The sequence below is a fragment of the Paenibacillus sp. FSL M7-1414 genome, from assembly GCF_038003195.1.
Taxonomy (GTDB): domain Bacteria; phylum Bacillota; class Bacilli; order Paenibacillales; family Paenibacillaceae; genus Paenibacillus; species Paenibacillus amylolyticus.
Map to the genome: position 1 here is coordinate 1,381,020 of NZ_JBBOOS010000001.1, position 26,322 is coordinate 1,407,341.

Genomic DNA, 26,322 nt, shown 5'->3' on the forward strand with positions numbered 1-26,322 from the left:
GTAACGGTATAGAGAGAGTCTACATATTTGAAGGTGAAGTTTAGGAGAAGGTCGAATGTATGTATCAATATCATATTAAACAATGGATGGAGTTGTATCAAATTTATTGAAACAACATCGTGGAGGGTCCGGCAAAATGACAGACCGACTAATCCGATTAATGCGCATTATAACGCTGGTTCAGGCCAAGCCAGGCATACTGGCACGTGAGCTCGCCCAGCGATGCGAGACGACGGAAAGGACGATATACCGCGACATGGAGGCCCTCAGTGCAATGCATATCCCGATCGCCAATATGGGACACGGGCAAGGGTACATGTTTATCAGCCAATTTGCCATGTATCCGCTAAATTGGTCTGATGAAGAAGCCCTAGCTTTCATGCATCTTGCTGAAGTTATGGAGAACATTCGTCCTTTGCTGAAACCTGCTTTTGAGAGCGCTTATGAGAAAGTGGTTGCTGCGAGTCAGAAAAACAAAACAGAACGAGTGGAATGGTCGGAGCAAATTAGTGGATTGTTCAAAGCGGGATTGCCCGCATGGCAAAATGAAAACAACGATTCGCAGAATCAATCCATGATTACCCTGCTTCAGGCTGGCATTTCACAGAACACCATTGAAGGGGAGTATCTGTCTCAAGGTAAAAAAGGGATCGTACGTATAGATCCTTACTGTCTTATCCCTCGTGAATACAGATTTGAGCTGTTAGGGTATTGTCACCTGTCGGAGAAACTTCGAATATTTCAGGTGAGCCGGCTGCAAAAGATACGGATATTGCCACGCACGTTTCGCAAAGAGGATTATCTCATGCAATCGCACTTCCGCATTCCATGGGCATACGAGGGAAGTACGGAGTGGACTGCGTTCAAAATTCGATTTGCACCCCATGCTGTGGAGCGTGTGATGCAGGAGCAATTTTTTATGCGACCCATCCTAACCATTGAACCGGAAGGTAGCCTGTTATTTGAAGCCATATTAAGTGATGTTGACGAATTTCTCGTATGGATATCTAAATATGGACCTGATGCGGAAATTCTCGAACCGGAAATCTACCGCATCAAGATGAAAGAACGCCTAAACTATTGGCAACAAATGTACAATAAAAGTTGAGATTAGAATGCCATCCATCCTAAGCCAAGACACGATTAAGTATTGTGCTGTGGACGGTTACTCTTTGGTTTTGAAAAGGCTTGCCAGATTGCCAAATGGAGATTCTTTTTCTTCATCTTCTGTGGAGCTGGAATAAACAACCTTGGATGTAATGCCCTCATCATCGGCTGCACAGTTGTTTTCCAGAGTGAATCGGTCAAATTGATGCATAAACACCTTGGCTGTATTGATGGCATCATCCAAGGCGCGGTGCTGGGTACCATCAAATTCAATTCCACAGATTTCAAGAGCTTGAGCGAGTCCGAGTTGACGGAACTTGCCTTCTTTACGAACGGTGCGGGACCATTGTTGCTGGAGATCGTTATGATTGGTGATCCAGGCCACATCAAGTTGATGGGTGCGACAATGAGAGATCAGTTTGCTGCGGTCATCGGGTCCCCAGGAACACATGTAATAGGGGTCACTTCCCATCCAGGCAATGAATTGGTTCAGTGCTGCCGGAAAAAGGGGGGCTGCATCAATATCTTTCTGTGTGATACCTGTAAACTGAATCGTATCAGTGGAAAGAACAGACTTATTGGAAGGACGAACATACGTATGGAACGTATCCGTTACGACCAATCCATCCGCACTTTCCGTAACTTTGACGGCACCGATATCAATAATTTCAGAAGAATAGCGAGTATTGCGACTTACCGTGAATTCAAGATCATATATGATATATGGCATAGGACAAGCTCCTTTATCGATTAATACCTGTGATAGATTTCTATTTCTCTATATTACAGGGAACGTGCTGCCATGTCAGCCATCGCCAGAGAATTCATTGTAGTCAGGATGAACGAACAGTCTGAGTGTTTAATGATCTTTCTGATGCATTTCCGGTTTTGGTAAGTCTTTACTTCGCAAAAAGTGGTCGTTATAATGAGGAAAGTTAGGGACTTTCCTATGTTTTGTTTGTATTTATGGCAACATTAAAGTAGAATTTTCCGTCTTATTATCAGAACTTCCTAACACCGTTTGAAGTGTTGGGGAGTTTTTTATTATGTATAGCATGCTCATGCAGGAAAGGAGAAAAAGTTAGTCGGTTGTTGGTATAACACAGGAAAACTAGTTCACGAGTTAAGTTAGTATTATTGAATTTAAAGTACATATGGAGGTTTGTTTCTTTGATTAGTAGAAAATTGAAAATAACAGCAATTATAGCCAGTGTGTTTATTGTTTTAATGAGCGCTGCATATGGAGCATTCTATATTTGGAACAAGAATTATAAATTTAATAATAATTATGTATGGCAGCCTTTGGAGGACGTGCAATCTACACTAAACCTGAAAGATTCCTATAACGTTATTGTAGCTGGAACGGATCCGGAAGGTATTACTGCTGCTTTATCTGCTGCTCGTAATGGGATGCGTGTATTGCTGGTGGAAGCAAGAGATCGCAACATGTTGGGAGGATTGTTGACCGAGGGAGGCCTTAATACACTGGATCTAAATTATTCCCCTGAACAACCGCAGTTATTGAGTAGTTTGCGGCAGCCTGACTTTTTGAACAAAGGTATCTTCCAGGAATGGTTTGACCAGATCGAGGGTAGTTCATTTGATACCAACACAGCGGCTAACATTTTCTATCGGATGGTTCGTTCTGAACCTAACATTGACCTGTTGATGAATGTTAAGGAATTAGTTCCCCTTACTGAACAATCTACGGGAGATCACACGACAATAACGGGTATGAGCATAACTAAAGAAGATGGAACAACTGTTCAGATTTCAACCCGCTCCATCATTGATGCAACGCAAGATGCGGATATTGCAGCCGCTGCAGGAGTTCCATACTCCATAGGTAGACAAGATATTGGAGATGGTAAATCCAAAATGGTCTCTACGCTTGTATTCAAGCTAAGCGGTGTTACTGATGAGGTATGGCAAAAGTTTAGGGAAAGAGAGGGAACCGGGGTTGATAAGATGAGTGCTTGGGGGTACGGTGATGCTCGAAAATATGAATCCTCGAATCCACAACATATTAAGATTCGCAGTCTGAATATCGGAAGACAAAATGATGATACAATCTTGATTAATACAATGCAAATCTTTGAGGTAGATCCGTTAGATCCGATATCTGTGAAAAAAGGTCTGGAAATCGGGCGTAAAGAAGCCCCACTAATTGTTGATTTTCTGAAGAAAAATTATGATGAATTTGCAGGGCTAAAATATGCTGGAACAGCAGACGAGCTTTACGTGAGAGAATCACGTCATATCTATGGCGAGTACCGATTAACATTAGCTGATGTCATGGAAAATCGTGATCATTGGGATGCTATTGGATACGGCTCATACGATATTGATATTCAGAGCACGAGTGTTGGAAATCCCGGCACGATTATGTTGAGTCCGATTCAATATGGTGTACCTTTTCGCTCGCTTGTACCGCTAAAGGTTGATGGTTTGCTCGTCGTTGGACGTGCAGCAAGTTTTGATACAATCCCACACGGTAGTGCAAGAGTTGTCCCACTGGGAATGGCAGAGGGAGAAGCAGCAGGAGCGGCGGTCAAGCTGGCATATATCCATAAGGAGTCCTTCCGCGAACTCTCAACTTCCGAAGAGCGAGCATCTGAACTACGTAAGATGCTGGAGAATCAGGGGATGGATCTGAAAGTACATCGTTTCGAACAGCCTGATTATATGGAGCATAAGGATTACAAGGGATTGCTGGCTGCAGCGAGTATGTATATGACTTCAGGCAATTATGATAACGATGGTTGGGAACTGGATAAAGGAATGAATCCAGAACGATTTTTAAGTAAATTGAAAAGAATGCAAGCGATGTTTCCAGAAGCCTACACAGGCAGTGCCGACCAAGCTCTAGCAAATATGGAGAATGCCGTAACCCTACCTTTAACGTTGGATCAGGCTGCGTATATGTTATGTCTGGCAATGGGATCTTCAGAAACGGAAACTTCACTTGAACAGGCACTTGCTCATTTGCAAACACAAAACTTTATAAGTGCCGACACGCTTGCTGGCATTGCTGACAAGAACAATCTTACAAATGGGGATGCGTTTATGCTCATTCGTGATGTAGTGGAGTATTATTCTGGAGTTGTATTCGACTAATTGGTTGACAATTACTTGTAAATGAACTAATGTGGTCAAAAATGATAACAGCGTTATAACGAGGACATGATTGTGCAAGCCAGCTTCAACAGAGAGGGAACAGTGTGGTGCAAGGTTCCTGTAGCTGCTTCATAAATTCCTACCTCGCGAGCTGCGGAAGAGAATGCCCATACAGGGTTGCAACCTCCGCCGGCAGGGCCCGTTATGCCCCGTAGGACTGCATGTTACAGATCGCATAGGTTGCGAACGGATTAATTTGCAGTTAAATAAGGGTGGTACCACGACACATTCGTCCCTTGACGGATGTGTCTTTTTGCTGTTTATGCGCCGTATTTGATAACAAAAAAAGGAAGATTAGGAGTGTGTTATGATGCGTCAAAGTGAAATGCTTGTCCCAACATTACGTGAAGCGCCAGCGGAGGCAGATGCAGCGGGACATCGCTGGTTACTGCGTTCCGGCATGATTCGCCAACTGGCAGCAGGGATATACAGTTACCTGCCCCTTGGACGGCGTATATTGTTAAATGTTGAACGGATCGTTCGTGAAGAGATGGATCGTGCTGGATGTCAGGAAGTGTTACTGCCGATTATGCAGCCTGCGGAGTTGTGGGAAGAATCCGGAAGATACACACAGTATGGTCCCGAATTGATGCGTCTGAAGGATCGTCATGCACGGGAATTTGCTCTTGGACCAACACATGAGGAAGTCGTAACCGCTTTAGCGCGGGACGAGGTGAGTTCGTATCGTAAGCTGCCATTCACCCTGTACCAGATCGGAACCAAGTTCCGGGATGAGCGCCGTCCTCGATTTGGATTGCTGCGTGGACGTGAGTTCATCATGAAGGATGCGTACTCTTTTGCTTCGGACTGGGAAGAGCTTGATCGGACTTATCAGGCGATGAACACGGCGTATAGTCGCATTCTGGAGCGTTGTGGTCTGGACTATATCCGTGTTGAGGCTGACGCAGGAACGATTGGCGGTCAAGGAGAAACACATGAGTTCATGGCACTTGCTGATGTGGGTGAGGACACAATTGTAACCTGCAAACATTGTGGATATGCTGCAAATCTGGAGAAAGCGGGTTATCAGACTTCTGGAGATATGGAGAAAAAAGAAGGAAGCTTGGAAGTTCCAGCTGATTCTGCGAATGCAGACTCCGCGCTTCAAACGGATCAACATTCAGGAGTGGAAACCGTAGTACGTATCTCGACACCTGGCGTTCGTACGATCGCAGAGTTAACCACTTTTGTGGGCAAAGGTGCTGAACATATGATCAAAACGCTGCTTTATGTGGCGGATGGTCAGCTCGTCGCTGCGCTTGTGCGTGGAGATCATGAACTGAATGACATCGCATTGAAGCAGGTGTTGGGGGCAGAGGAACTGATCCTTGCAGACGATGCAGCCATTGCGGCTCATCCAAATCTGAAGGTAGGATTCCTGGGTCCGATTGGACTAAATCTGCCGATGGTGGTGGACGCTGACGTGGCAGTGATGAAGAGTGCAATTACAGGAGCCAATGAAGTGGATGTGCATGTTTCCGGTGTACGCCCAGGGATTGATTTTGCATTGGAGCGAGTAGAACGAATCCGCTTTGCTGCGGAGGGGGATGCTTGTCCAACATGTGGATCGCCACTTGTGTTTACCAAAGGTATTGAGGTTGGACACATATTCAAATTGGGAACGAAATATAGTGATGCCATGGGTGCTTCATTCCTGGATCGTAATGGTCGCCAGTGTGCGCCCGTCATGGGATGTTACGGCATTGGCGTATCCCGCCTGATGGCTGCGATAGCTGAGCAGTATGCAGGAGATGAAGGCATAAGATGGCCTGCCGCTGTTGCGCCTTATGATGTGCATCTGATTACAGTAAGTTGGAAGGATGAGCAGCAGCGTCAGCTCACCCTCGAACTGGAACAACAATTGATCGATGGCGGTTACACGGTATTGGTTGATGACCGGGATGAACGTCCAGGTGTGAAATTCAAGGATGCGGAGCTGATCGGATTGCCTGTGCAGATCGTTATTGGCCGAGGAGCAGCCGAAGGACAGGTCGAACTGGGATCACACGCACTTGCAGCATCAGGTGAATCGAAACGAATCGGGTTGACTGCACAGGAAGCTGTGCTTTATGTGAAGGAACAGCTCACTTCCTAAATTCAGGGATTCATTAATTATATGAGTTCATATAATAGTACCGAATATGATGCGGTAGCTGATTTTGATTGCTGAAATTCCAATCTGAGCATGAAAAAGAGGGCTATAGGCATGTAATTTGGCAGGATTTTATGAGTGATATCATACGAAATAACTATATTTGGATAGTTGTATTTAGTATACAAATGCTTTTATGATTAAGGATCTGAAGATGATCATACTCAGGCGTATTTATGTGCAAGTATGCAATTTTGAGAAGATAGAGATGTCGAAATAAAAGTACAATAACCGCATGAACACGGTAATTCCGGAGAGTTTTTATATAGTTCGGTGTGGAAGGCACATGATGAACTTGGTCCGTAAAGGCCTGGCTGGGATTTATTTTTGCCTCAGATGATTGTCAGGATCAGCAGGATATGTCCACAGGAAATGTTCAAGTATCTGATGTGGATTGATGTTAAAGAACAGAGATACAAAAGGGTGTCCCCTTAACCAGTAATCTGGCTTGGGGGACACCCTTTTGGTTATGACAAAATTGATTCGAATGATGTTGCGCCTTATAAGCGATCATGCCTATATGCACTTTGCTTTGCTGAGCTTAAGAAGCTGCAGGCAATTTCAATTGTTGACCTGGATAAATCCAGTGTGGATTTTTGATATTGTTCAGCTTTTGCAATGACTGCCAAGTTGTGCCGTATTGTTTGGAAATAGAGTACAGGGAATCTCCGGATTTCACAACATGCAGTTTGGCTGGAGCTGGTTTGCTCGGCGTTGGTTTAGACGGTTTTTCCGGTTTTGGTGTTTCTGGTTTTGGCTTGGTTGGAGCTGGTGTTTCTGTTGCCGGAGTTTCCGGCTCTACTGCAGGTTTTACCGCTTCACTGATCCGACCATCTGTTTTGATGTCTACAGCGCCAAGCTTCTGCATGTAATTGATCAATGCTTCGTCCAGCGCGCCGTACATACCCGTAGTCGGATATTTGGCAAACATGGTGTATTCGTCACCACCAACAGCTGTGAAATCATTGGTTGCCAGTGTATACGTTGCTTCCGGATCAAGGGCTTTATCGCCCACGGTTACGGAATGTACACGGCTACCTTCTGCAGCGGAAGTGTCGATTTTGAACTTGATACCAGATACTTGCGGGAATCCACCGCTTGGTTCCGGGTAGGAAGCTACACCGACTTCAAGGGCTGCCAGAATATCGGACCCTTTCACTTCAAGGGTTACTACTTGATTACCAAAAGGAAGCACTGTGATGATATCACCTTTGGTTACGATCCCTTTTTCGATGGAAGAACGGATACCACCACCGTTAGTCAGTGCAATATCGGCTTTGCTGACATCACGAATGGCATCTGCAAGCAGGTCACCCAGGTTAGTTTCACCTGCACGTACCTGTTCACGTTTACCATCCAGCAGAATAGCCGTATTGGCTACTTCTTCTTTCAAGATAGGTTCTTGTTCTTTTTGAATGGAGTTCACGAGAGTCGCGACTTTCTCATTTGGTTTGATGTCTTTTGCTTCAGTTTCATCAAGCAATGTTGCTTGTTTCTTTGTTACTTTACCACCATCTACCCATAGATCGATGACACCGACGTAGTTAGTGTATTCCCCTGCACTTGCAATCAATGTTCCGTTATCGGATACAAGGCCATCTTGCAGTACAGTGTGACTGTGACCATCGATGAATACGTCGATGCCAGGAACTTCTTTAACAACTTTAAAGCTAGTATCGGTGCTGGACGCGTCTTGTCCAAGGTGTCCCAGTACAACAACAACATCTACTTTGCTGCGGATTTCGTTTACCAGAACTTTGGCTTCTGCAGATGGATCTGTAATATCAAGACCTTCTACGTTTTTTGGATTCGTTTTGTACAACGTTTCCGGTGTAGTCAAAGCGATGATACCAATTTTAACGCCATCCACCTCTTTAATGAGGTAAGGATCGAAGAGACGTGTTCCGTCTTTTTTCTTCACGTTGGCACTCAGCATGGGGAAGTTCATCATGTCTGCCAGTTCGATCAGGCGATCTGAACCGTAGTTGAATTCGTGGTTACCCGGTACGATGGCTTGGTATCCCATTTCATTCATGACTTTCACGATGCTCTCACCATTCACAAGAGTGGCAAATGTTGTACCATGCACAGCATCTCCAGCATCGAGCAAGAGTGTGTTCGGGTTTTCGCTACGATATTTGTCAGCGATTCCAGCTACTTTGGCAAAACCCATAGCAGGTGAAGATTCAACTGCACGGGCATGCGTATCATTCGTATGTAGAATGGTAATGTGTTTACCTGTGCCCGGAGTGGTATCCGTTGCAGCTGCGGCAATACCTACACTGCCAAACAGCAAACAGACCGTTAGCAGAAGTGAAACGTAATTCTTCCAGATTTTCATATGATTCCGAAACCTCCCAAAATAATAATCTACTTGAGCATTTACACAGCTCAAATAGTATTTTAACAGACTATTATTAGGAAATCTCGCGAATTACGTAAAAATAAGTAACCTGAAAGTGACATGTAAATCTGCTGTTGGAAAATATAATCTTCGGAAAGAACATATGTTCTTAAAGAGTGTAAAAAAAATGCTGCGCTTCACGCGGCAGTCCGGTACGTAAACAAAATTTCTCCAAAGATTCATCCGGTTCAGGCATCACTCCGGAGGTCAGCAATTGAATGGCAAAACGGTTAGCCTGTCTTTCCAGCTTGCCTGGAGCAAAATAGGAATGTTCCTCCAGAAAGAATCGATTAATCCCTTTATGAAGTCGGTCGTGTCCAAGCTCATGGGCGCACACGAACCGTTGCCACTCCGGCGGCAAATCATTGTGTATGACGATAAACCTGCGCCGGAGCTTACGAAAGTACATTCCCTTGGTGGACTTCCCCAAATTGGTGAAACGAATCTGTATTCCAACCGCGCGGGCAATGCTGAACGGGCAGTTGGTCCGGTGTTTTCGAATCAGCTTTGTTACGATGTCATCCATATGATCTCACCTGCTGCCTCATTAAATTCAGTGGGTCGTGCCTCATGGGCGATTGTCCGATTCGTCTGTCTTTTTGCGTTTGTTCATCTGTTTGGCTTCCCAGAACAGACCTGTCAGCACATCCTTGATTCGTTTCTTGTCCTCTTCATCGAGTGGAATACCGTCAAACATCAGATCATCATCATCCTCCAGCATCTTTTTGAAATCACGACGGTCTTTGTATGTAGCCCATTCCGGTACGTCCTGAAGTTCAGCAGCACTCCCTGGTTCAATATAACCGGCCTGCTTCATCATCTCTGTATAGGGCACCGAGAGTGCATCTGAAATCTTGCGGATGGTCGCTGGTTTTGGCACACCCCGGACCCCGTTCTCAATACGTGAAATCTGTGAGTTGCTTATTCCGGCTGCTTCGGCGAGCTGATTGATGCTGTATCCCTGTTGCTCGCGCAGTTGTTTCATATAAGGACCAAAAGCGTGCTCCACAATTATGCCAACTCCTTCGATTCGTACAAGTGCTTGAGTTATAAAGAAGACAGTTGGATGGGGGAGGTAGGTGTGCGTTCAATGCCCGTTTCGGATTCGGATCGTTCTTTTGATCGCTGTTATCCCCAGATTTCCTATTTCCCTCTCTAAAGGGAGAAATCCGGGGATAAAGGCGAACGCTTCGCTTCTTCAGAATCGATTCCGTCTCCTTCACTGCGTATGCGCGTGATACACACCTAAGTCCCTTCCCTAAAAATCTCGGTGGCTTCTTTATAAAAATCAAATGACTTATACGGAAGTTCATTAATTAAACAGTACTATAACGTATATATACCATTAGGTAAAGAGATATGAAACAATTATGCCAAAAGGCATAGGAAATGAGAGCGAAGGTTTTATTTTATCGTCAAAACGAACCAAAATGAAGGTTTACTCCGATCTCCAGAAAGTGGTATCCTCAAATAGAAATACGAACACTATACGAACAAAATGTAAACTTGATACAGGTTAGAGTTTGGGGGAGTACCTTCCGAACAATGGAAATCCGCGAAATATAGTGATTTGGATTGATTCCAAAAGGCAACAGAGAAAATTGAAGAATTGTCGTTACTTTTTTGGAGAACTGGACAACTCTATGAATAAGAGCGTTTTGTCATCGTTTACGATTGCAAAACAATTTCATGTGAACCATTGAATGAGTGATATGAGTTGAGAAATGAAAGTGTTAAAGATGAAGTGGTTGCATGTTTACCTATATAAGTTGAACGGAAACGTAGAGGACAGAAATAACCTGAAGAAAGCTACATCGGAAGGTTGTTCTGTCATCGGAGTGATCATGCGAAACTATTAGAAATTTATTTTATAAAGAATACTAAAGGAGGAAGATAAATATGGAATTGATGCTACCCGAATTGGACCGACGCAAAACGCAAACAGCTGTTGAAGCTGCGCTGGAAAAATACCGAATCTATAAAACCATTGCATTTGAAGAACGAGAGGTTATGGTGACGGCAAGTTATGCCGAGCGTTTCCACGGTGCAACCAATGTGACGGGGGATTCCACGGCGAGAACCGCGATCTACAATGTGGACGTGCAGCGCGCGCGTCAAGCATACTGCGATACGATTGATTTTGTTGTGTCCCGGCTGAGTGAAAAGGAACGTGTACTCGTCTGTGAACGATATTTGAAAGACGATGATGTGTTTGACTATAAAGTGTATAACCATGTGTTTGATCCGCCTGTCAGCAAGGATACGTATACGAAGATTCGTACACGTGCTTTCTACAAAATGGCGCTGGCTCTGTCAGATCGAGGTCTGATTAATATGGAGCCTTTGTCTGTGTCCCGCAAAGAGCGACAGAAGCTGGGCTGAGTGAGCGATTGAAGAAGTTGATCCTTTAATATCCAAGGTGGATTGGTTACAATAGTTGAACAAACCACAGTTGGTACAGCCAAAGGAGAGAATTCTGCGATGTCGGAAGAAGTCGGAATGCAGGAAATGGTCACGTTGAAGATAATCGCGGAAACGCTCAATACGTCCAATGATCTGAACTTAATGCTGGATACAGTGGTCGGCAAATTACTGGAGTTGACCGGATTAACGGCAGGCTGGATGTTTCTGATTAATGAACGTGGAGACTATACCTGTGTTTCGGATTATAATCTGCCCCCGGCATTACTGCGTGAAGATAAAGAGCCCATGCGAACGGGTACCTGCTGGTGTGTGAACCGCTTTAAGGACGGTCAGCTCAATCATGCGGTCAACATCATTAACTGTAAACGGCTGGAGGATGCCGTTGAATTCCAATGGGGAGATACCCATGATATTACCCACCATGCAACCGTCCCGTTAAGGTCAGGGGAGAAGATGCTAGGCCTGCTCAACGTGGCTGCGCCAGCCAAGGAACATTTCAGCGACAGTGAGCTGGCGCTGTTACAGGGCGTGGCGTACCAGATTGGGAGTGCGGTAGAACGGATGAGATTGTATCGTGCGGAGCAGCGACGAGCTGATCTGTATGCCAAGCTGGGGGAGTTCAGCACGGCTTTGGGTCTTGCAGTGAACGAATGCAGCAATTCTGATGCTTTTTGTTTAAAAGTTGTACAGCTGCTTGGGCAGCATTATGATTGGCCTTTTGCTACAATCATTCAGCAGAAAAATGGATTGTTCGTTGTGCAGGCAGCCTATGCAGATGATAAGGTTCGAGCGTTATCAAGTACTCCGTTATCTTCAGAAGTGACGAGCCACATTAACCATATAATCAATAGTCATCGTGTAACATCTTTGTCTGGGACAGAGATCGCTGAGATATTTACCCTGTGCAAGCCTGACCAGACTGCGAATTCCATTGCCTCGGGAATTGCTGCTCCACTTCCGTACCATACGCCAGGGGAAACGGGAATTCTGGTGATCGGAATAGGAACATCAGGTCCTGCGCAGGCAGACCGTGAAGTGCTGGAGGCATTGGCCGAACATATTGCGGCCTCATGGGAGAGTCTGAAGCTGGCGGAGAATCGCCGCGAACTTGCACGACTGGAAGAGAGAAACCGGTTGGCTCGCGATCTGCATGATTCGGTTAATCAGATTTTATTTTCACTATCGTTAACGGCTAAAGGCGCGGAAAGTATGTTATCCGACTCCGAGCAGTTGCACCCGGCAGCGGAAGCGATGAAGGATATTCGGGCTTTGTCTCAGGAGGCTCTCAAGGAAATGCGCGCATTGATTATGCAGCTCCGTCCCGCGGGACTGGAAGCAGGGCTGCTCCATGCGCTACAGGAATACGGTACCAGCCAGGGGCTCCAAGTGGTGATGAACCGGACGGGAATGCGGTCTTTACCGCGTAATATAGAAGAAGCATTGTGGCGAATCGGACAGGAAGCGCTGAATAATGTAAGAAAACACGCGGATGTTCCTTCTGCTGAGGTCACCCTCAAGTTAAGTGATCATGAAGTGGTGTTCACCGTCACAGATCAGGGAAAAGGTGGTGCGAACAGGCCAAAAGCGTCGTCTGGAAGCTCCCTTGGCCTGTCCATTATGAAGGAACGGGCTCAATCGCTCGGTGGCAGCTTAGAAATAGTGAGTTATTCCCGCAAGGGAACAACAATAACGGCAGTCATTCCACTTCCGTTCGAATCTGTATAAAGTCAGGGGGAAGAAGAGATGCCGATTACGATTTTGCTCGCAGACGATCATGCGATGGTGAGACGGGGGCTGCACGTTTTTTTGACGACACAGCAAGACATGAAGGTTGTGGGCGAAGCATCGAACGGACAGGAAGCACTGGCTCAGGCGGAAGCGTTAAAACCTGACGTGGTATTAATGGATCTGCATATGCCGATCATGGACGGAATTGAAACAGCCAGAAGGCTGCGCACGTTATTGCCAGCAACGCGAATCATTGTGCTCACCTCGTTTTCGGATCAGGATCATGTCGTTCCTGCTGTTCGCGCAGGAGTTAAAGGATATCTGCTCAAGGATATTGAACCGGAGGATCTGGCCGTAGCCATTCGTAATGTGCATGCAGGTCAGGTGGAATTGCATCCCGCCGCAGCAGGTCAATTGATGCATGTGATGGCTTCATCCGATTGGTCTATAAATGAACAGCAACCACAGCATATACCGACAGATCGGTCAGCAGACAGTCAACTCCAAGAGCTGAAGCAGGTTGGAAAATCAAATGAAACATCCCTTGGTGGTCCGGATATGCTCACTCGCCGTGAACAAGAGGTATTGGGGCTGATTGCTCAAGGACTGAGCAACAAGGAAATTGCGGTTCAATTGGTCATCACCGAAAAAACGGTCAAAACCCATGTCAGTCATCTGCTCGACAAACTGGGACTGGCGGATCGGACGCAAGCGGCTCTTCATGCCGTAAGAAATGGCTGGGTCGTGTGACCAATTCCGACATATGTTCATACTTAAGTCGTATAAACTCAACCTAAAGGTTGAGTTTTTTGGCATTTCAAGTTAAGTCTATCTGCTGACGATTTGGATGCAAAAGAAAGGTAAGATAAGAGTAGAAATAACAGATCGGTTGAAACATGAGAGTTTGAATTATTAAAAAACCAAGGAGAGTGACATGAATGAATATTGTTATTTTGGCAGGAAGCAATCGGAACAATGCAACCAGTACACGTCTGGGAGAGTATGCTGTGGAGATTATTCGCGGTCAGGGACATCAGGCAAGCCTGTTTGATCTGTATCAGACACCACTTCCATTCTACGCGCCAGATGAAAAACAAGCGGATCATGAACATCTGGCAGACCTGAATACACGTATGCTCGCGGCTGATGCGATCATCCTGTCTACACCAGAGTATCACGGCAGTATTAGCGGTGTGCTCAAAAATGCATTGGATCACCTGAGTCAGGCTCATTTCAGCGGCAAGCCCGTCCTGTCCATCAGCTCCTCTGGTGGAGCGGTGGGGGTAAGTTCACTTTTACAACTGCAAGCGATTGTTCGCAATCTGCATGGCATTAATGCCCAGGAGTGGATATCCATTGGTGGTGCGCAGCGCAGACGATTTGAAGCGACATTTGACGGATACGAGGAGTATGAAGGCAGTCAGGATATAGAGGACCGGGTGCAGCGGGTCATTGGATCGTTTTTAAATCTGGCCCAGACGTTAACGAATGCGCGGAATTCTACCATGAGTTGAGAACCAAGGAAGATGAAAAATCGGAAAAGGAAAAGAGGTTGAGCATTATGATTACAGGCATATTTGAAACACATTTAAACGTGACGGATCTGGAGAGATCCCATCATTTCTATGAAACGGTCCTGGGTTTACCTCATGCCTACGGGCAGAAAGAACGTGGGAACTCCTTCTACTGGATTGGTGGAAAGGGCAATGCCATGCTGGGATTGTGGCAAAAGGAACCTTCCGAGGTGAAACGTCAGCACTTTGCTTTTCATGTATCTCTGGAGGATATGAAACATGCGGTGGCTCACTTGGAGAACAAAGGGATCAAGACACAGAACTTCCTGAATGATGATATCGGTGAACTGTACGTCTTCGGCTGGATGCCTGCGGTATCTGTATATTTTAACGATCCGGATGGTCATATGCTTGAATTCATCGCCATGCTCCCGGATGAAGCGAAGCCTGAACTTGGCATGGTGCCGTGGAGTCAGTGGGAGGAGATGCAGGAGAAGACCGTATGATGATTGAAGAATTACAGTTATATACAACACGGCTGGAGGACCTCAAGCATTTTTATCGTGATACGTTGGGAATGGAGGTCTCCAATGCCACGGATCAGGCCTTCAACCTGCAGGTTGGAAGGACAAAGATGATTTTCAAACCGTGTGAAACAGATCGTGAGCCCTTTTATCATGTGGCCTGGTCGATTCCGACGAATCGGTTCAAGGAAGCGAAGCAGTGGGCTGCATCACGTGTTGTTTTAAGCAGAGAAGGAGATCGGGATGAGACGTACTCTACTAATTGGAACTCTCATTCTCTCTATTTCGAAGATCCGGCAGGCAATATTATTGAGCTGATTGCTCATCATCGTATTCAGAACGAGAGTGACCATGACTTCTCGACTCAAGATATATTACAGGTGTGTGAAGTTGGACTGGTGACGGAGGATGTTCTGTCTACGGTGAATGAGCTTCAGCAGATTGGACTCACGCGCTGGGGTGAGGTTAGTGATACCTTTGCTCCTGTAGGAGATGTGCACGGTCTGTTTATTGTGGTGAGGAAGGATCGGACATGGTTTTTCTCCAAGCAAAAAGCACAGATCTATCCGTTGGAAGTATCCATCCTTGGCGTGGGCAAGCTTCGAATTGGCTAAACTTTGCATTCCGGGGCAAAACGGGCATATGTGGAGCATTTCCATCATGTTATAGAAGTAAACGCTTTATTTATTAATTAGGATATATAAGTTGAACTAAATTTACACGATAACGGAGAGGACAGATCTTAGTTCAACTTATATAGTTTCTCTGATGAGTTTACATATGATGAAGGGTGGTGGCAAGCTTGGATCGACGTTTGTTGGAAGAAGGACTAGCGATTATCGTTTCCAGTCGGGAACGTACAGGAGATCTGTGGCACGCCCATTATGGGGCGGGTGCGATTGCGGCATATTTTTGGTTACGGGAAAATCGTCTCACTGCCCTTGCCGCCGGCAGTGTTACGGCCGAAGCAAAAGCCATGCTTCGCCAGCATGGAATCAGCCGTGGTCAGACCTCTCCGATTGGTGAGATGATGCCCAGGGAAGATGCCGAAGCGCGTATTACGGACGCATTGGATCGAACGATTGGAGAACTGCACTGGGTTGGACACCAGGCCATCTACGGGGCAATCAGTCTGAAAGCCATTCGCGAACTGGATGGATGGGGCACTGCGGAGGATATTAGTCGGCTGGTTGAACTGATCGATTCATTCGATCGAACCATCCCGGGAAGATCCTGGATGAACACAACGATGAAAGAAATTCGCAGTCTCAAGCCGGAAAAAAGCGATGGTTTCCCCGAGATCGAAGATCCAGTTCAGTTGTCACGCCTGATTCTGGATGAGCTTGGGGCGTTTCAGACTATCTATCACGCGGAAGCGCATCATGATCTAATCGGTCATATGCTCACCTACGGACATGCGCTTAACATATTATATGAACTGGGTTATCCTGCATTATTCCACAAAGGCATTCCGCCTTTCCTTACCATGGTGAAGGCACTACGCTTAAGCCGAGATGTGGATATTGAACAGGAGATGCCGACATTGCAATCACCCGTAGACCTGCTGCCACTAGAACGGGCGGAACGATCAGTGGCGCTCCCTCATGAACTGGAATATTGGCTCACCGACAGACGTTCCCGTGACTGGAACGGAGGTCATGTATTTAAATTCCCGTTCAGTTTCTATCATCATGCCAAGAACGGGGAACCTATACCGGAGACATGGGAGAATTTTCGTTATATCATCGCGTGAGATAAACATACATTTCAGAAGGGGTGTCCGTCATGATGGACACCCCTTCTAGACATTATTCTGGTCTACCGAATCGTGGGCAGCCTGAACCTTTTTAACGGGGCCAAATTTCAAGGATAAAAAGGATCAGCATGACTCTGGACACCAGCATGTATGGTGATTTTCGTATGGGCTGACGCGCTGCCCATATTCCCCAGGAACTCATAAGTGCAATACTCCCCCAGAACATCCATAAGGAGATGCCTTCGGGTGTAAATAGAAAGGACAGCTTGGGCAGTCCCCTGTTGCCAGCCCCAAGAAGAACAGTGGTCATATAGACGAGGATAAGGAAAAACAACTCGAAGAGCAGGGTTTGCAGCCATAAATAATAGATGTTGAACACTCGTAGCATGATGACTGTGATCAGGATAAACAGGATACCAACGGATAAGAATGTTGCCGCGGTCCATCCAATGAGAGATGTTGTTACAACATCTGTTTCCTGATATAAGATGTACATCGCCAACGCATACATAGCGGGACCCGCCATATAACTGGTGACAGCAATCCAAAGATAGAAGAAATATCTCTTTTTCATGGTCATATCCATCCTTTATTGTTCGTAGGATTTGAAAGCTACTTATGTCATATAAACATCATCAGAATGGGTTTGGTTGGACTATCAATAGGAGTTTTCTCCAAGAAATCGGCATTTAACCGCCATAGAGACAACTACATTCATGCGTATTTCATCCCGATTACCATCAGCGCGAGTGGGAAAAGGCGGTAAAATGGTATTATCGGATCAGCAGCAAGGAAGACAACCGACAGCTCATACGCTAAAGTACAGCCGGCCATGGGGCCGGTTTTTTAATTCGGTGATTGCATCCTTGCCCTGATCGGGTATTAAAGACTAAACAGATAACAGGAGGCTACGTGATATGAAAACAGTATTGTATGTTCCACTGGATGATCGTCCAGCGAATCTGGATGATGTGATTGTGCAAGGGAAAGCAGCCGGTATCCATATCGTTACACCGAACCTGAGTGATATTAAAAATCGTCTGGACTCGGAGAAAACCGTAGATGGCACAACGCTGCTCGGCACCTCCACGCCGGTTTATGGCAAACCGTCCAAGATTCATGACTTTATTCTGAAACATGCTGCCAAAGTCGACGGATTCATTATTTCATCCGATATGCTCGCTTATGGCGGCCTGATTGGTAGTCGTCAGCTCCGTGAAGATGGAGGAGGCGCCTATCCAGAATACGATGATGAGACGACGCGTTTGCTGGATGTGATCCGCGTGATCAAGCAGAAATACCCACGCAAACCTGTATTCGTAATGGATACCATCATGCGTTTGGCTACAACCTCGTTTGCAGATGGCTTGGCGCTTGATGCGTATAATGAGTCCCGTGCATTGATGCAGCAGCCACGTCAGACATACACTGAGTTTGAGGATATTATCGAAGGTTATAACCTGTCCCCGGATGGAGTGGAATATGGGACAACGACCTATTTTGATAAAGAACAGTATTACAATACAAGACAGCATAAATTTAAAACAAATCTGTACATTCTGGATCAACTGGCTCGCACAGGTTATATCGATTTCCTCGCAGTTGGAGTCGACGATGCTAACACGCAGGGTGTTCAGATCAATGAAATCAAATATGTAGAAGCGCGGATCAATGAATGGCTGGGTGGAACCAATGGGCAAAATCCGGATCGAGCTATCGTCTTGCCCGATGCGGATGGTCTGGGGCACGCTTTGGTTGCTCGCATGGCTAACCAGTTGTTCCGAGGCGGGGCGAGGACACGTTACGCAGTGAAATATTTTGGTCCTCACGGCAATACCATCATTAACACGTATGAATACATGGATGTACACGAGAATGTGGTTCGTCATGTGGATATTGTAGGTGGTGTGCTTGTAGCGGATTCGGCATATCCTGAACCGGAGGTGGTGACGGATGTGAGTGCTGGCTTGGAAAATGAACAGCTAGTGGCTGTAGCAGCCGATCAAGTTGTCCCGTTTGACATGACCTCCGAACTGGATCGTATGACGAAGGGTCATCCGGGTAATTCCGGGGAGAACACAAGCATCGATATCGAGATTATTGCCATTACGGCTCTGGATCAGGTACAGGCTGCGTTGGAGCAATTGACGCTGAATAGTGAGCAAGGTCTGCCTTCGGTATTGATTGATTTTGTGGGTAAAGGACCAGCCAATGTTGATGTTGCCGAAGCATTGCTCAACAGTCCATATACTGGACGGGTTCTGGGTTATAGTGCATGGAATACACCAGGTAACAAGATCGGTATTGCTGTGGGTATGGGGCAGTCGAGGTACGCATTGATCACAACAGAGAAGCATGAGCATAAGTTGCGAGATGCTATGAATGCGCATGGATCGCTGTTGTTTAAGCGTTTCCTGAAGGATTACTACTACAAAGCGGTAGCGATTGCGGACATCCGCACGTATTCCCGAGCCCATGCGCTGTATACCAACGTGGCTACCCTTTCGGATCAAAATATGTTGCTGTTCAACTCGGAGGAAGACTATGCCCATTTGCAAACATTGCTCCGTGATTTGATGCAGACTTACACAACGGCACTTGCGAATAAAACAGCCTTCCAGACAGGCAATGTGGCGATTAAGCAGATCTGTGATGACGAATTGTCTTATGCGACGTATAGCAGTGCGCTGCTGGAATATGGGAATCCTGATTTCATCTGGGGCCGTGCATTTGAGATTACGTTGAACCCGCAAGTTACGTTGAACTAAACTGTTATTTTACCATGGGCTCCTCATGTTTGGGATCATCACTGGTATGACTGTACTGCTTAATCTCGCCGTTGTTAAAAATGATATATTGGTACTTCGCTTCGAGTTCATCCGCGAATGTTACTGAGGCACCGTAAGGTGCTTCAGAACTTTTTGAGGAGTAAGTACCTTGTACTTCGATAAGCTGTTCGGGTGAGTAACCTTTCTGTTCAATCAGGTAAGTGGTTACCTGTTGTTCAGCATCATTTTTCTTGAGCGGATTACCAAGCAGTCCGAAGTAAGCCCAGCAGGATATCCCGAGTATAAATGCTAAGATGACAAGTGAAGTGATCTTGAATGTTTTACTCATAGGTATTTCTCCTTCTTTTACGTAAGCGACAATGAATTTGATAATGAAATTTTAATATATTTGGATAAATTTATCAATTAATTGATCTTAAAGCTTACTTAGGTATTCTTTAAAATGATGATTCCAGAATCGTCTTTTTTCCACCCGAACGTCTCCCTTAATCGCACCGAAGTCGTACGGAACACCATCCGCGCTAGGAATGAAAGGGTGTAAGATTGTATTATCGGATCAATAACAAGGGACGCACCGAAAGCACATACGCTAATGTACAGACCGGCCAGGTGGCCGGTCTTTTTGATGCGGTGAATGTAGTCCCGGTACTGGTTCGATAGCAATACAGACTCTGAGTTAAAAGGGGGAGTCTACTGCTGCTGCATTGTCGCTGCACGGTGTGGGCAGATCTCAAACTTGCAGCCAAAGGGGGCGAAATGAATGTGTCTATGAGAAATGAAATTAGTACTGTCATGAGCACCGGTAAAATGAGTAAGCTCATTAAAAAAACGCTGAAACAGAAGCTCGCGGTACTTGTTCCAGATTGGGACGGTCGTGTGCTGGATGCACCTGCGTCAGGCGAAGTTTTGGCCGGGCCTTGTGCAGTGGTTGTGTTTGCCGAAGAAGTGCCGAAGTCTGCCTGGGCGGGATACCGACGGATCATCAAAATCTCCCCATACGCTCGTCCAGAAGATGGTGGCGCTGAACAAGTGGAAGCTTGGTCAGCCCATCTAATCGAAGGGTTACACCAGGTAAGGCTCGTGGATGAAGCAGGTGAGGCCTTCACCTGTATCTATCTGGGTTCTTCAGATAGTGACCGGGTGGATGCAGGGTCTGGAATGCTTACGCGCAGTCTGCGGTTTGGGGTGTATGTTCCTGAAGACTCAGGAACTGCTGTCACTGAAATAGGGGATGCGTGGCTAGCTGCGCTTCAAGACTGGACACAGCAAGAGCTTGGCTCGAACTGGTCGGTATATGGTGATGTCTGGCCTGGAGGATATGAGATGCCGTCTGTGTTATGGCGATTGGCCGGATGCAGCACGTCTGTGGCGGGCACTTCGGCATTGGAGGTTCGACAACAGTGGATTGGGCATGTGCTCACCGATCATTCGGTGCTAACACGGCAGACCGTTACTTGGTTGGCCCGGCAACTTGCAGTGCAATCTCGTCTTGCCGTCACTGAAACGGGTGGCGAAGAGCACGAAGGTAACACACGGTATGTGACGGTGGATGAGGTCACGGCAGATCTGCAGACCGATGCGTATCTGAACGGACAGATTCGCCTGACGTTGCAACAGCGGATTCGTCGTCCTGGTACGAATGTACCTTTGATTCGTGAGATTCACCATAGCAAAGGTATGGAGTAAACGTTTAGTCGAGAGGAACCTTCTATATAAGGGTGGTTCCAGATTATAGCTTTGAAATGATAGATGTAGCTTCAACATTATAGCTTCAAATTCATAGGTTCATAGGATCAAAAATTCATAGGTCAAGTTTAAAGATCATCGTTTAACGAATTCATTAGTCCAACAAATGAGGTGAGATGGCAATGGCAAGCTCAGTGAAAAAAAGCAAACAGACAGCCCAGCGGTATACACGGGCAGAGCTGATGAATCATGCAGAAGCCCTCTTTGCCGTTAAGGCAGAGGTGCTGTACGGTGCGCTGTACGAAGCGGCGCAAGAGACGTTTTCCATAGAAGAAACGCAAGAACGAATTAACCAATTTATGAAAGCGAAGGTGAAGGGATAATGGCAGGTGGAATTTGGGAGCAAACAAATCGTCCGGTCCTTCCGGGCTTATATATGAATTTTCAGGCGGCAGCATCTTCGGCCATTCAAGCGGGTACGCGGGGAACGGTCGTGGTACCAATCAAGGCCAACTGGGGTCCTGTGGGGACTTTTGTTGAAGTAGGGAGCGAAGCGGCGATTGAACGTATCTATGCGGCGAATGTGCTGGATAACGGTACGGCTTATACTTCCTTGAAGCTCGCCCTGTTGGGTGGGCCGAAGAAGTTGCTCGCTTATCGGGTAGCAAGTGCTGCGGCCAAAGTAGCCACGCTTACTTTGAAGGACAGCAGTGATGCCAATGTGCTGCAACTGGATGCGAAGTATCCGGGAGATCGTGCAAATGGATTCTACGTCACCATCCAGCCAGGTGTGATTGATAATACGAAGCATGAAGTGCGTCTCTTCGAAGGGAACCGGATGTTGTATGCGCTCCTGACAGCGGATATTACAGCAGCTTCTCTGGCAAAAGAGATTAACGCGGATGAACAAAATGTCTGGGTAACGGCTCAGGCGATTGGCGATGGTACTGGCGTGGTTGCTGCCGTTGCGGGTGCGGCATTCAAAGGTGGCGTAAGTGGCAACGATGACCTGACCAATGCAGAGTACATTGCTGTACAGGGTGCGCTGGAAGGGGAGCAATTCGACGTCTTGGCTTTGGATCAGGCGGCTGATGCACCTCTGCTTGCGAGTTTTGCGGCATGGGTGAAACGTGTACGTAGTGAAGGTAAACCGGTGGTGGCCGTATTTGGCGGTTCCGCAGCAGACGATACCTCTGCTACAGCAGCACAAAAAGCAGCAGCACGTTCGCTTGCGCTGAACCATGAAGGTGTGATTAATGTCGGTACAGGCGTGCGCCTTGGGGATGCATTCTACAGCTCGGCGGAAACATCCGCCTATGTTGCAGGTCTGATCGCCGGACAACGTCTGAACCAATCCACAACCTATGCAGCTACTCCGTTCGATGATGTGACACGTCGCTGGACGCGTGCAGAACAGGAGCAGGCGGTACACAATGGCGTATTTATTTTCTTCCATGATGGACGTCAGGTGAAAGCACTTCGCGGTGTAAACACACTGGTAACGCCAGCCGCTGGACAGAATAATGCGTGGAAAAAAATCCGTTCCATTCGTGTGTTGGATGCGATCAACACGGATTTGCAGCGCTCCGCGGAAGATACGTACATCGGTAAAGTGAACAATACCGAAGAGGGTCGTCAGGCACTGATTAGTGCCATGAAGGCCTATTTGGCGTTGCTTGCACAGAGCAATGTGATTGAAGCCGACGGTTATGATGTCATTCTCGACCCGGCGTATTATGGTGCAGCACCAGTTCTTAAGCCGGAAGCGGATCAGGTATTCCTGCAATGGAATGTGAAGCTGACGGATGTGATGGAGCAGTTGTTTGGTACATTTTACGTGCAATAAGGTTGTGTGAAAGGAAAGAACCGTTTTCTAGAATAATTACTACACGTTGAACTGATGGTTTACACGATAACGGAGAGGGCAGAAAAAATCTGAAGAAGCGAAGCGCTCGCCTTTATCCACCGGATTTTCCCTTTATTATGAAAAGGAATCAAAAAAATCTGGGGATAACAGCGATCGGAAGATTGTTCTGACTGCGGAGTTATACCGTGTAATATTTATTAGTTCAACGAACCCAAGGAGGAAAATATATGTTGGATGCGTCAAGAGTAATTCTCGGTACCCATGGTCAGTTGCATATCGATGGTGTGTGGCAGACAAACATTAACAAGTTGGAAGCGAGTGTGGAGATTGAAAAGCGTGAGCTGAACCTGGTCGGTAACGACTGGAAGGTGCACAAAAACGGCACGAAAAAAGGAACAGGCACGATGACGGGCTACAAAGTCACTTCCGATATGATCCAGCGCGGCTTCACCAAATTTGAGATCATTTCCAAGCTGAACGACCCAGAATCATATGGACATGAGAGTGTATTGCTGAGAGGTTGCATGGTGGATAAAATTCAGCTTGCCAACTGGACAGCGGGTGAGGAAGTACCGGAGGAAACGGGCTTTACGTTTGAAGGATTTGAATTGCTGAATCCGATTGTGGCGAACTAAACTTTCAAATAGGCAAGTGATTGAGCTAGTTTGCTCAAGCGTGATTGCATAGTTACTTCATTAATAATAAGGGCACCATTGCAGGCCGAGATGATCTCGGTCTCTTTGTTGTCTCTACAGGCTTGGAAGATGGCATAGATAAACCCATATGTGAAATAAGAAGGAGATAACACCCAATGAGTATGAATGAAAATATGTCCGAAGAACAGATTTTGGATCAGTTGTTTGAAGCAGCAGAACGTTTGCCAGAGGAGAATGTACGCATTCAGCGTCTGGATCTGCTGTTGACCTTGCGTGGACTGACGTCTTCCAAAGTGGATCACATTCGTGAACGCTGTACGATTCGTAAAACGACCAAAGGTCGCACCGAGGAAAAGGTGGATACCGAAACATTTAACGCGCTGCTCATTTCCGAAGCGACCGTGAAATTGAAAGTCCGCAGCCTGGAATTGTCCGGCTGGGGTGACACACGCATTACCGGCCGCATGAAGTTGTCCGGTGGCGAACAGGCAGTACGTCGTATGTTACTGGCTGGTGAATTGGATGCTGTAGGTGATAAAGTGCTGGAGCTGTCCGGCTTCGGTGTGGAGATTGAAGACCTAAAAAACTGATTCACTCCGGCGGGATGACCACGTTCCTGTATCACATGTGGGTGCGTCATCATCTCCGGCCCGGAGAGTTCTGGTCTTTGCCACGTGGAGAGCGCTCGCTGTTAATTGCGTTCTCGGAAGAGGAAATGTCAGCGATAACTTCGCAAATGAATCGATAACGAAATAGGGCAGGAGGTGAAAAAATGGCAGAAATGATTGTAGGTTTATCCAAGTCCAATGCGGAAATGCGGACAACCCTTCGTTATCTGGATCAGATCCAACGCTCAACCGAACGTCTGGGCAGAGTTCGTTACCAGAGTCTGATTAAGGTGAACAATGAACTGAGAACGACCGGACGCAGGTTGGAGCATATTTATAGTATGGCTGTGCGAATCAGCAGGCTGCGAATCACACCGACGATTGGGTTGATTGATAAGCTCAGTCCAGCGTTGGATCGCGCATGGGCGAAACTGAACAGTTTCAGGGACCAGATGGTGACGGCTTCGGGAACAGTATCGCTTGAGGTTCGGCAGAAGATCGAAGTGGCGATGGGCAAAGGAGGAGCTTCGGGTCCTACTATGGCTGTCGTGATTCAAAACAATAAAAATATCACTAATGCTACGAAGGAAGAAGATCCTAAGAGTTGGTTGGATAAATGGATTTTTGACCTTGCCGAAAAGGTTAATAGTTTGTTTGATGTATTTAATAACATCAAGGGAATATTTGATAAATTCAAAAAGAAAAAAGAAGAAAGTCCTGCATCTGATCCAACCAGAAGTCCAGCATCCAAATGCTGCTGTTGTACAGGTGGAAAGATGGGCAAAAACCGCAGAGTGCGTTCACCGAATGCAGATGGCGGTGGCTCAGATCGTGGCAGACGAAATTATCGAAGTGGTAGAAGGTCAAGTAACCGTTCGAATCGAGGCCCATCTCCAGTACCCAATCCTGTACCTGATACTCCAACTCCTCCGCCCGATCGCAACCGTAATAGGGGAGGAGGAAGAAGAATACGAGGAAGCGGTCGTTTAGGATTTGCGGATGGTGGATTGGGATCTTTAACCGACATGTTGGCTGGTAACGGATTGATGGATAATTTAAGTAGTGGTTTTGCCAAAGGAGCCAAAAGGTTGCTCGGACCCATCAGCATGATTGCTGATGTAGCGAATGTTGCAACGGCACCTCCCGAGGAACGGGGCCGAGCGGTGGGTTCGATGATTGGCGGCACAGCAGGTACTGCGATTGGTAGCGCCATCGGTAGCGTTCTTTTGCCTGGCATCGGGACATGGGTAGGTGGTGCAGTAGGTGGTTGGGCCGGCAGTGAAGCAGGCGGTTGGATTGGAGACAAAGCGAAGGATATTGGAAACTTTATGTCTAGTGCTACCGAGGGTGTAGGGGATGCATTGTCGGGTGCAGCTGATTATGTTTCTGAGAAAACAAAAAAAATCACGGATGGCATATCCGGCTTTTTTGGATTTGGTTCTAAAAAAGAAGAAAAGACGGTCTCGGCAGCAACGGTGGCTGCACCGTCGCAGGTACCAACAGGCCCGCAGATGGCACCTGCCTATATGCCACCGGCACTGACCATGACAGGCCCAACGGCTTATATGAACAGCAAAGTCGGTCAGCCTACATCTGCTGGATTCATGGGAACAAGCATGATGCAGAGCCAAGCGATGGCGCTTGGTAACGGTGCTCAGACGAATGGGAAATCGTCCACGATGACGGTACAGATATCTGAAGACCAGATGAGCAGTCTGTCCAGTTACTTGAAGGATTTCAAAACCGAAACTACCAATCAGATTGCGATCAATATTCCACCAGGTGCGGTGCAGGTAACCGTGCGCGAAAATGCGATTGATTATGACGCAGTTTCTCACCAGGTGGGGCAACGGATCTCTAACGAGTTCCGCCGTGCGATGCAAAATCGCAAAACAATTATGGCCTAAGCAGAAAGGAGGCCGCAGATATG

Annotated in this window: 23 protein-coding genes; 17 read left to right on the forward strand and 6 right to left on the reverse strand. The window is 46.7% G+C overall.

Annotation, left to right across the window (positions count from 1 at the left end; genetic code table 11):
* Positions 1-136: 136 nt before the first annotated feature.
* A complete protein-coding gene (locus MHH92_RS06130; RefSeq protein WP_253506185.1) occupies positions 137-1,108 on the forward strand; it encodes a helix-turn-helix transcriptional regulator in 972 nt (323 codons plus the stop codon).
* Positions 1,109-1,165: 57 nt separating this feature from the next.
* Here MHH92_RS06130 and MHH92_RS06135 read toward each other — a convergent pair whose 3' ends face one another.
* Entirely contained in the window at positions 1,166-1,837 is a 672-nt protein-coding gene (locus MHH92_RS06135) for a 3'-5' exonuclease (protein WP_017690193.1), read from the reverse strand.
* A 440-nt stretch (positions 1,838-2,277) separates the two neighbouring features.
* Here MHH92_RS06135 and MHH92_RS06140 point away from each other — a divergent pair, with 440 nt between their 5' ends.
* Together MHH92_RS06140 and MHH92_RS06145 are read left to right on the forward strand one after the other, a co-directional pair.
* A complete protein-coding gene (locus MHH92_RS06140) occupies positions 2,278-4,224 on the forward strand; it encodes an FAD-dependent oxidoreductase (protein ID WP_253506187.1) in 1,947 nt (648 codons plus the stop codon).
* Positions 4,225-4,594: 370 nt separating this feature from the next.
* On the forward strand, positions 4,595-6,379 hold the full coding sequence (locus tag MHH92_RS06145) for a proline--tRNA ligase (protein WP_253506189.1): 1,785 nt from the start codon (positions 4,595-4,597) through the stop codon (positions 6,377-6,379).
* Positions 6,380-6,977: 598 nt separating this feature from the next.
* Here the strand turns inward: MHH92_RS06145 and MHH92_RS06150 are convergent.
* The 3 genes from MHH92_RS06150 to MHH92_RS06160 all read right to left on the reverse strand — a co-directional run bounded on the left by MHH92_RS06150 (position 6,978) and on the right by MHH92_RS06160 (position 9,852).
* Positions 6,978-8,777, reverse strand: a complete 1,800-nt coding sequence (locus tag MHH92_RS06150) for a 5'-nucleotidase C-terminal domain-containing protein (RefSeq protein WP_340902668.1) — start codon at positions 8,775-8,777, stop codon at positions 6,978-6,980.
* Between the two features lie 172 nt (positions 8,778-8,949).
* Entirely contained in the window at positions 8,950-9,366 is a 417-nt protein-coding gene (locus MHH92_RS06155; RefSeq protein WP_036668810.1) for an ImmA/IrrE family metallo-endopeptidase, read from the reverse strand.
* 42 nt (positions 9,367-9,408) lie between these two features.
* Positions 9,409-9,852, reverse strand: coding sequence for a helix-turn-helix domain-containing protein (locus tag MHH92_RS06160; RefSeq protein WP_082219000.1), 444 nt, complete (start codon positions 9,850-9,852; stop codon positions 9,409-9,411).
* A gap of 887 nt (positions 9,853-10,739) precedes the next feature.
* Here MHH92_RS06160 and MHH92_RS06165 point away from each other — a divergent pair.
* The 7 genes from MHH92_RS06165 (at position 10,740) to MHH92_RS06195 (ending at position 16,783) form a co-directional block, all read left to right on the forward strand.
* The gene (locus MHH92_RS06165; protein WP_017690187.1) at positions 10,740-11,222 is read left to right on the forward strand and encodes an ArpU family phage packaging/lysis transcriptional regulator; all 483 of its coding nucleotides are present in this window, start codon (positions 10,740-10,742) and stop codon (positions 11,220-11,222) included.
* Between the two features lie 99 nt (positions 11,223-11,321).
* Positions 11,322-12,989: a GAF domain-containing sensor histidine kinase gene (locus MHH92_RS06170; protein ID WP_340902672.1), complete on the forward strand. Its 1,668-nt coding sequence runs from the start codon at positions 11,322-11,324 to the stop codon at positions 12,987-12,989.
* 18 nt (positions 12,990-13,007) lie between these two features.
* A complete protein-coding gene (locus MHH92_RS06175; RefSeq protein WP_340902673.1) occupies positions 13,008-13,742 on the forward strand; it encodes a response regulator transcription factor in 735 nt (244 codons plus the stop codon).
* A 188-nt stretch (positions 13,743-13,930) separates the two neighbouring features.
* Complete coding sequence (locus MHH92_RS06180) at positions 13,931-14,506, forward strand: NADPH-dependent FMN reductase (RefSeq protein WP_036611439.1); 576 nt, start codon at positions 13,931-13,933, stop codon at positions 14,504-14,506.
* Between the two features lie 47 nt (positions 14,507-14,553).
* On the forward strand, positions 14,554-15,012 hold the full coding sequence (locus MHH92_RS06185; protein ID WP_036611437.1) for a VOC family protein: 459 nt from the start codon (positions 14,554-14,556) through the stop codon (positions 15,010-15,012).
* Positions 15,009-15,644 carry a VOC family protein gene (locus MHH92_RS06190; RefSeq protein ID WP_340902674.1) on the forward strand — a complete coding sequence of 212 codons (636 nt, stop codon included), beginning with the start codon at positions 15,009-15,011 and terminating at the stop codon, positions 15,642-15,644. Before MHH92_RS06185 ends, MHH92_RS06190 begins: the two co-directional genes overlap by 4 nt.
* A 179-nt stretch (positions 15,645-15,823) precedes the next feature.
* Positions 15,824-16,783, forward strand: a complete 960-nt coding sequence (locus tag MHH92_RS06195; RefSeq protein WP_445744663.1) for a hypothetical protein — start codon at positions 15,824-15,826, stop codon at positions 16,781-16,783.
* A gap of 94 nt (positions 16,784-16,877) precedes the next feature.
* Here MHH92_RS06195 and MHH92_RS06200 read toward each other — a convergent pair whose 3' ends face one another.
* Entirely contained in the window at positions 16,878-17,360 is a 483-nt protein-coding gene (locus MHH92_RS06200) for a hypothetical protein (RefSeq protein WP_036668826.1), read from the reverse strand.
* 343 nt (positions 17,361-17,703) lie between these two features.
* Between MHH92_RS06200 and MHH92_RS06205 the strand changes: the two genes are divergently transcribed.
* Positions 17,704-19,554 carry a DUF4127 family protein gene (locus MHH92_RS06205; RefSeq protein WP_076327333.1) on the forward strand — a complete coding sequence of 617 codons (1,851 nt, stop codon included), beginning with the start codon at positions 17,704-17,706 and terminating at the stop codon, positions 19,552-19,554.
* Between the two features lie 4 nt (positions 19,555-19,558).
* Here the strand turns inward: MHH92_RS06205 and MHH92_RS06210 are convergent, their stop codons facing one another.
* Entirely contained in the window at positions 19,559-19,903 is a 345-nt protein-coding gene (locus MHH92_RS06210; RefSeq protein WP_253506199.1) for a YfjL-like protein, read from the reverse strand.
* A 434-nt stretch (positions 19,904-20,337) separates the two neighbouring features.
* On the opposite strand from MHH92_RS06210, the gene MHH92_RS06215 reads away from it, so the two are divergent.
* The 6 genes from MHH92_RS06215 (at position 20,338) to MHH92_RS06240 (ending at position 26,299) form a co-directional block, all read left to right on the forward strand.
* On the forward strand, positions 20,338-21,261 hold the full coding sequence (locus MHH92_RS06215) for a hypothetical protein (RefSeq protein WP_340902679.1): 924 nt from the start codon (positions 20,338-20,340) through the stop codon (positions 21,259-21,261).
* A 182-nt stretch (positions 21,262-21,443) separates the two neighbouring features.
* Entirely contained in the window at positions 21,444-21,644 is a 201-nt protein-coding gene (locus tag MHH92_RS06220) for a hypothetical protein (protein WP_083677321.1), read from the forward strand.
* Complete coding sequence (locus tag MHH92_RS06225) at positions 21,644-23,107, forward strand: phage tail sheath subtilisin-like domain-containing protein (RefSeq protein WP_076327330.1); 1,464 nt, start codon at positions 21,644-21,646, stop codon at positions 23,105-23,107. Before MHH92_RS06220 ends, MHH92_RS06225 begins: the two co-directional genes overlap by 1 nt.
* A 248-nt stretch (positions 23,108-23,355) precedes the next feature.
* Positions 23,356-23,763: a phage tail tube protein gene (locus MHH92_RS06230; RefSeq protein WP_221819079.1), complete on the forward strand. Its 408-nt coding sequence runs from the start codon at positions 23,356-23,358 to the stop codon at positions 23,761-23,763.
* A 176-nt stretch (positions 23,764-23,939) separates the two neighbouring features.
* Positions 23,940-24,374 (forward strand): phage tail assembly chaperone, encoded by a 435-nt coding sequence (locus MHH92_RS06235; protein ID WP_017690174.1) that lies wholly within the window; start codon positions 23,940-23,942, stop codon positions 24,372-24,374.
* A gap of 182 nt (positions 24,375-24,556) precedes the next feature.
* Positions 24,557-26,299 carry a hypothetical protein gene (locus MHH92_RS06240; protein WP_340902682.1) on the forward strand — a complete coding sequence of 581 codons (1,743 nt, stop codon included), beginning with the start codon at positions 24,557-24,559 and terminating at the stop codon, positions 26,297-26,299.
* Positions 26,300-26,322: the final 23 nt, after the last annotated feature.

Excerpts from the sequence above, each read along its gene's own strand:
- MHH92_RS06200 (WP_036668826.1), bottom strand. The coding sequence starts at position 17,360 with ATGAAAAAGAGATATTTCTTCTATCTTTGGATTGCTGTCACCAGTTAT.
- MHH92_RS06180 (WP_036611439.1), top strand. The coding sequence starts at position 13,931 with ATGAATATTGTTATTTTGGCAGGAAGCAATCGGAACAATGCAACCAGT.
- MHH92_RS06155 (WP_036668810.1), bottom strand. The coding sequence starts at position 9,366 with ATGGATGACATCGTAACAAAGCTGATTCGAAAACACCGGACCAACTGC.
- MHH92_RS06190 (WP_340902674.1), top strand. The coding sequence starts at position 15,009 with ATGATGATTGAAGAATTACAGTTATATACAACACGGCTGGAGGACCTC.
- MHH92_RS06210 (WP_253506199.1), bottom strand. The coding sequence starts at position 19,903 with ATGAGTAAAACATTCAAGATCACTTCACTTGTCATCTTAGCATTTATA.
- MHH92_RS06205 (WP_076327333.1), top strand. The coding sequence starts at position 17,704 with ATGAAAACAGTATTGTATGTTCCACTGGATGATCGTCCAGCGAATCTG.
- MHH92_RS06185 (WP_036611437.1), top strand. The coding sequence starts at position 14,554 with ATGATTACAGGCATATTTGAAACACATTTAAACGTGACGGATCTGGAG.
- MHH92_RS06240 (WP_340902682.1), top strand. The coding sequence starts at position 24,557 with ATGGCAGAAATGATTGTAGGTTTATCCAAGTCCAATGCGGAAATGCGG.
- MHH92_RS06235 (WP_017690174.1), top strand. The coding sequence starts at position 23,940 with ATGAGTATGAATGAAAATATGTCCGAAGAACAGATTTTGGATCAGTTG.
- MHH92_RS06225 (WP_076327330.1), top strand. The coding sequence starts at position 21,644 with ATGGCAGGTGGAATTTGGGAGCAAACAAATCGTCCGGTCCTTCCGGGC.
- MHH92_RS06220 (WP_083677321.1), top strand. The coding sequence starts at position 21,444 with ATGGCAAGCTCAGTGAAAAAAAGCAAACAGACAGCCCAGCGGTATACA.
- MHH92_RS06150 (WP_340902668.1), bottom strand. The coding sequence starts at position 8,777 with ATGAAAATCTGGAAGAATTACGTTTCACTTCTGCTAACGGTCTGTTTG.
- MHH92_RS06135 (WP_017690193.1), bottom strand. The coding sequence starts at position 1,837 with ATGCCATATATCATATATGATCTTGAATTCACGGTAAGTCGCAATACT.
- MHH92_RS06175 (WP_340902673.1), top strand. The coding sequence starts at position 13,008 with ATGCCGATTACGATTTTGCTCGCAGACGATCATGCGATGGTGAGACGG.
- MHH92_RS06130 (WP_253506185.1), top strand. The coding sequence starts at position 137 with ATGACAGACCGACTAATCCGATTAATGCGCATTATAACGCTGGTTCAG.
- MHH92_RS06145 (WP_253506189.1), top strand. The coding sequence starts at position 4,595 with ATGCGTCAAAGTGAAATGCTTGTCCCAACATTACGTGAAGCGCCAGCG.
- MHH92_RS06230 (WP_221819079.1), top strand. The coding sequence starts at position 23,356 with ATGTTGGATGCGTCAAGAGTAATTCTCGGTACCCATGGTCAGTTGCAT.
- MHH92_RS06170 (WP_340902672.1), top strand. The coding sequence starts at position 11,322 with ATGTCGGAAGAAGTCGGAATGCAGGAAATGGTCACGTTGAAGATAATC.
- MHH92_RS06165 (WP_017690187.1), top strand. The coding sequence starts at position 10,740 with ATGGAATTGATGCTACCCGAATTGGACCGACGCAAAACGCAAACAGCT.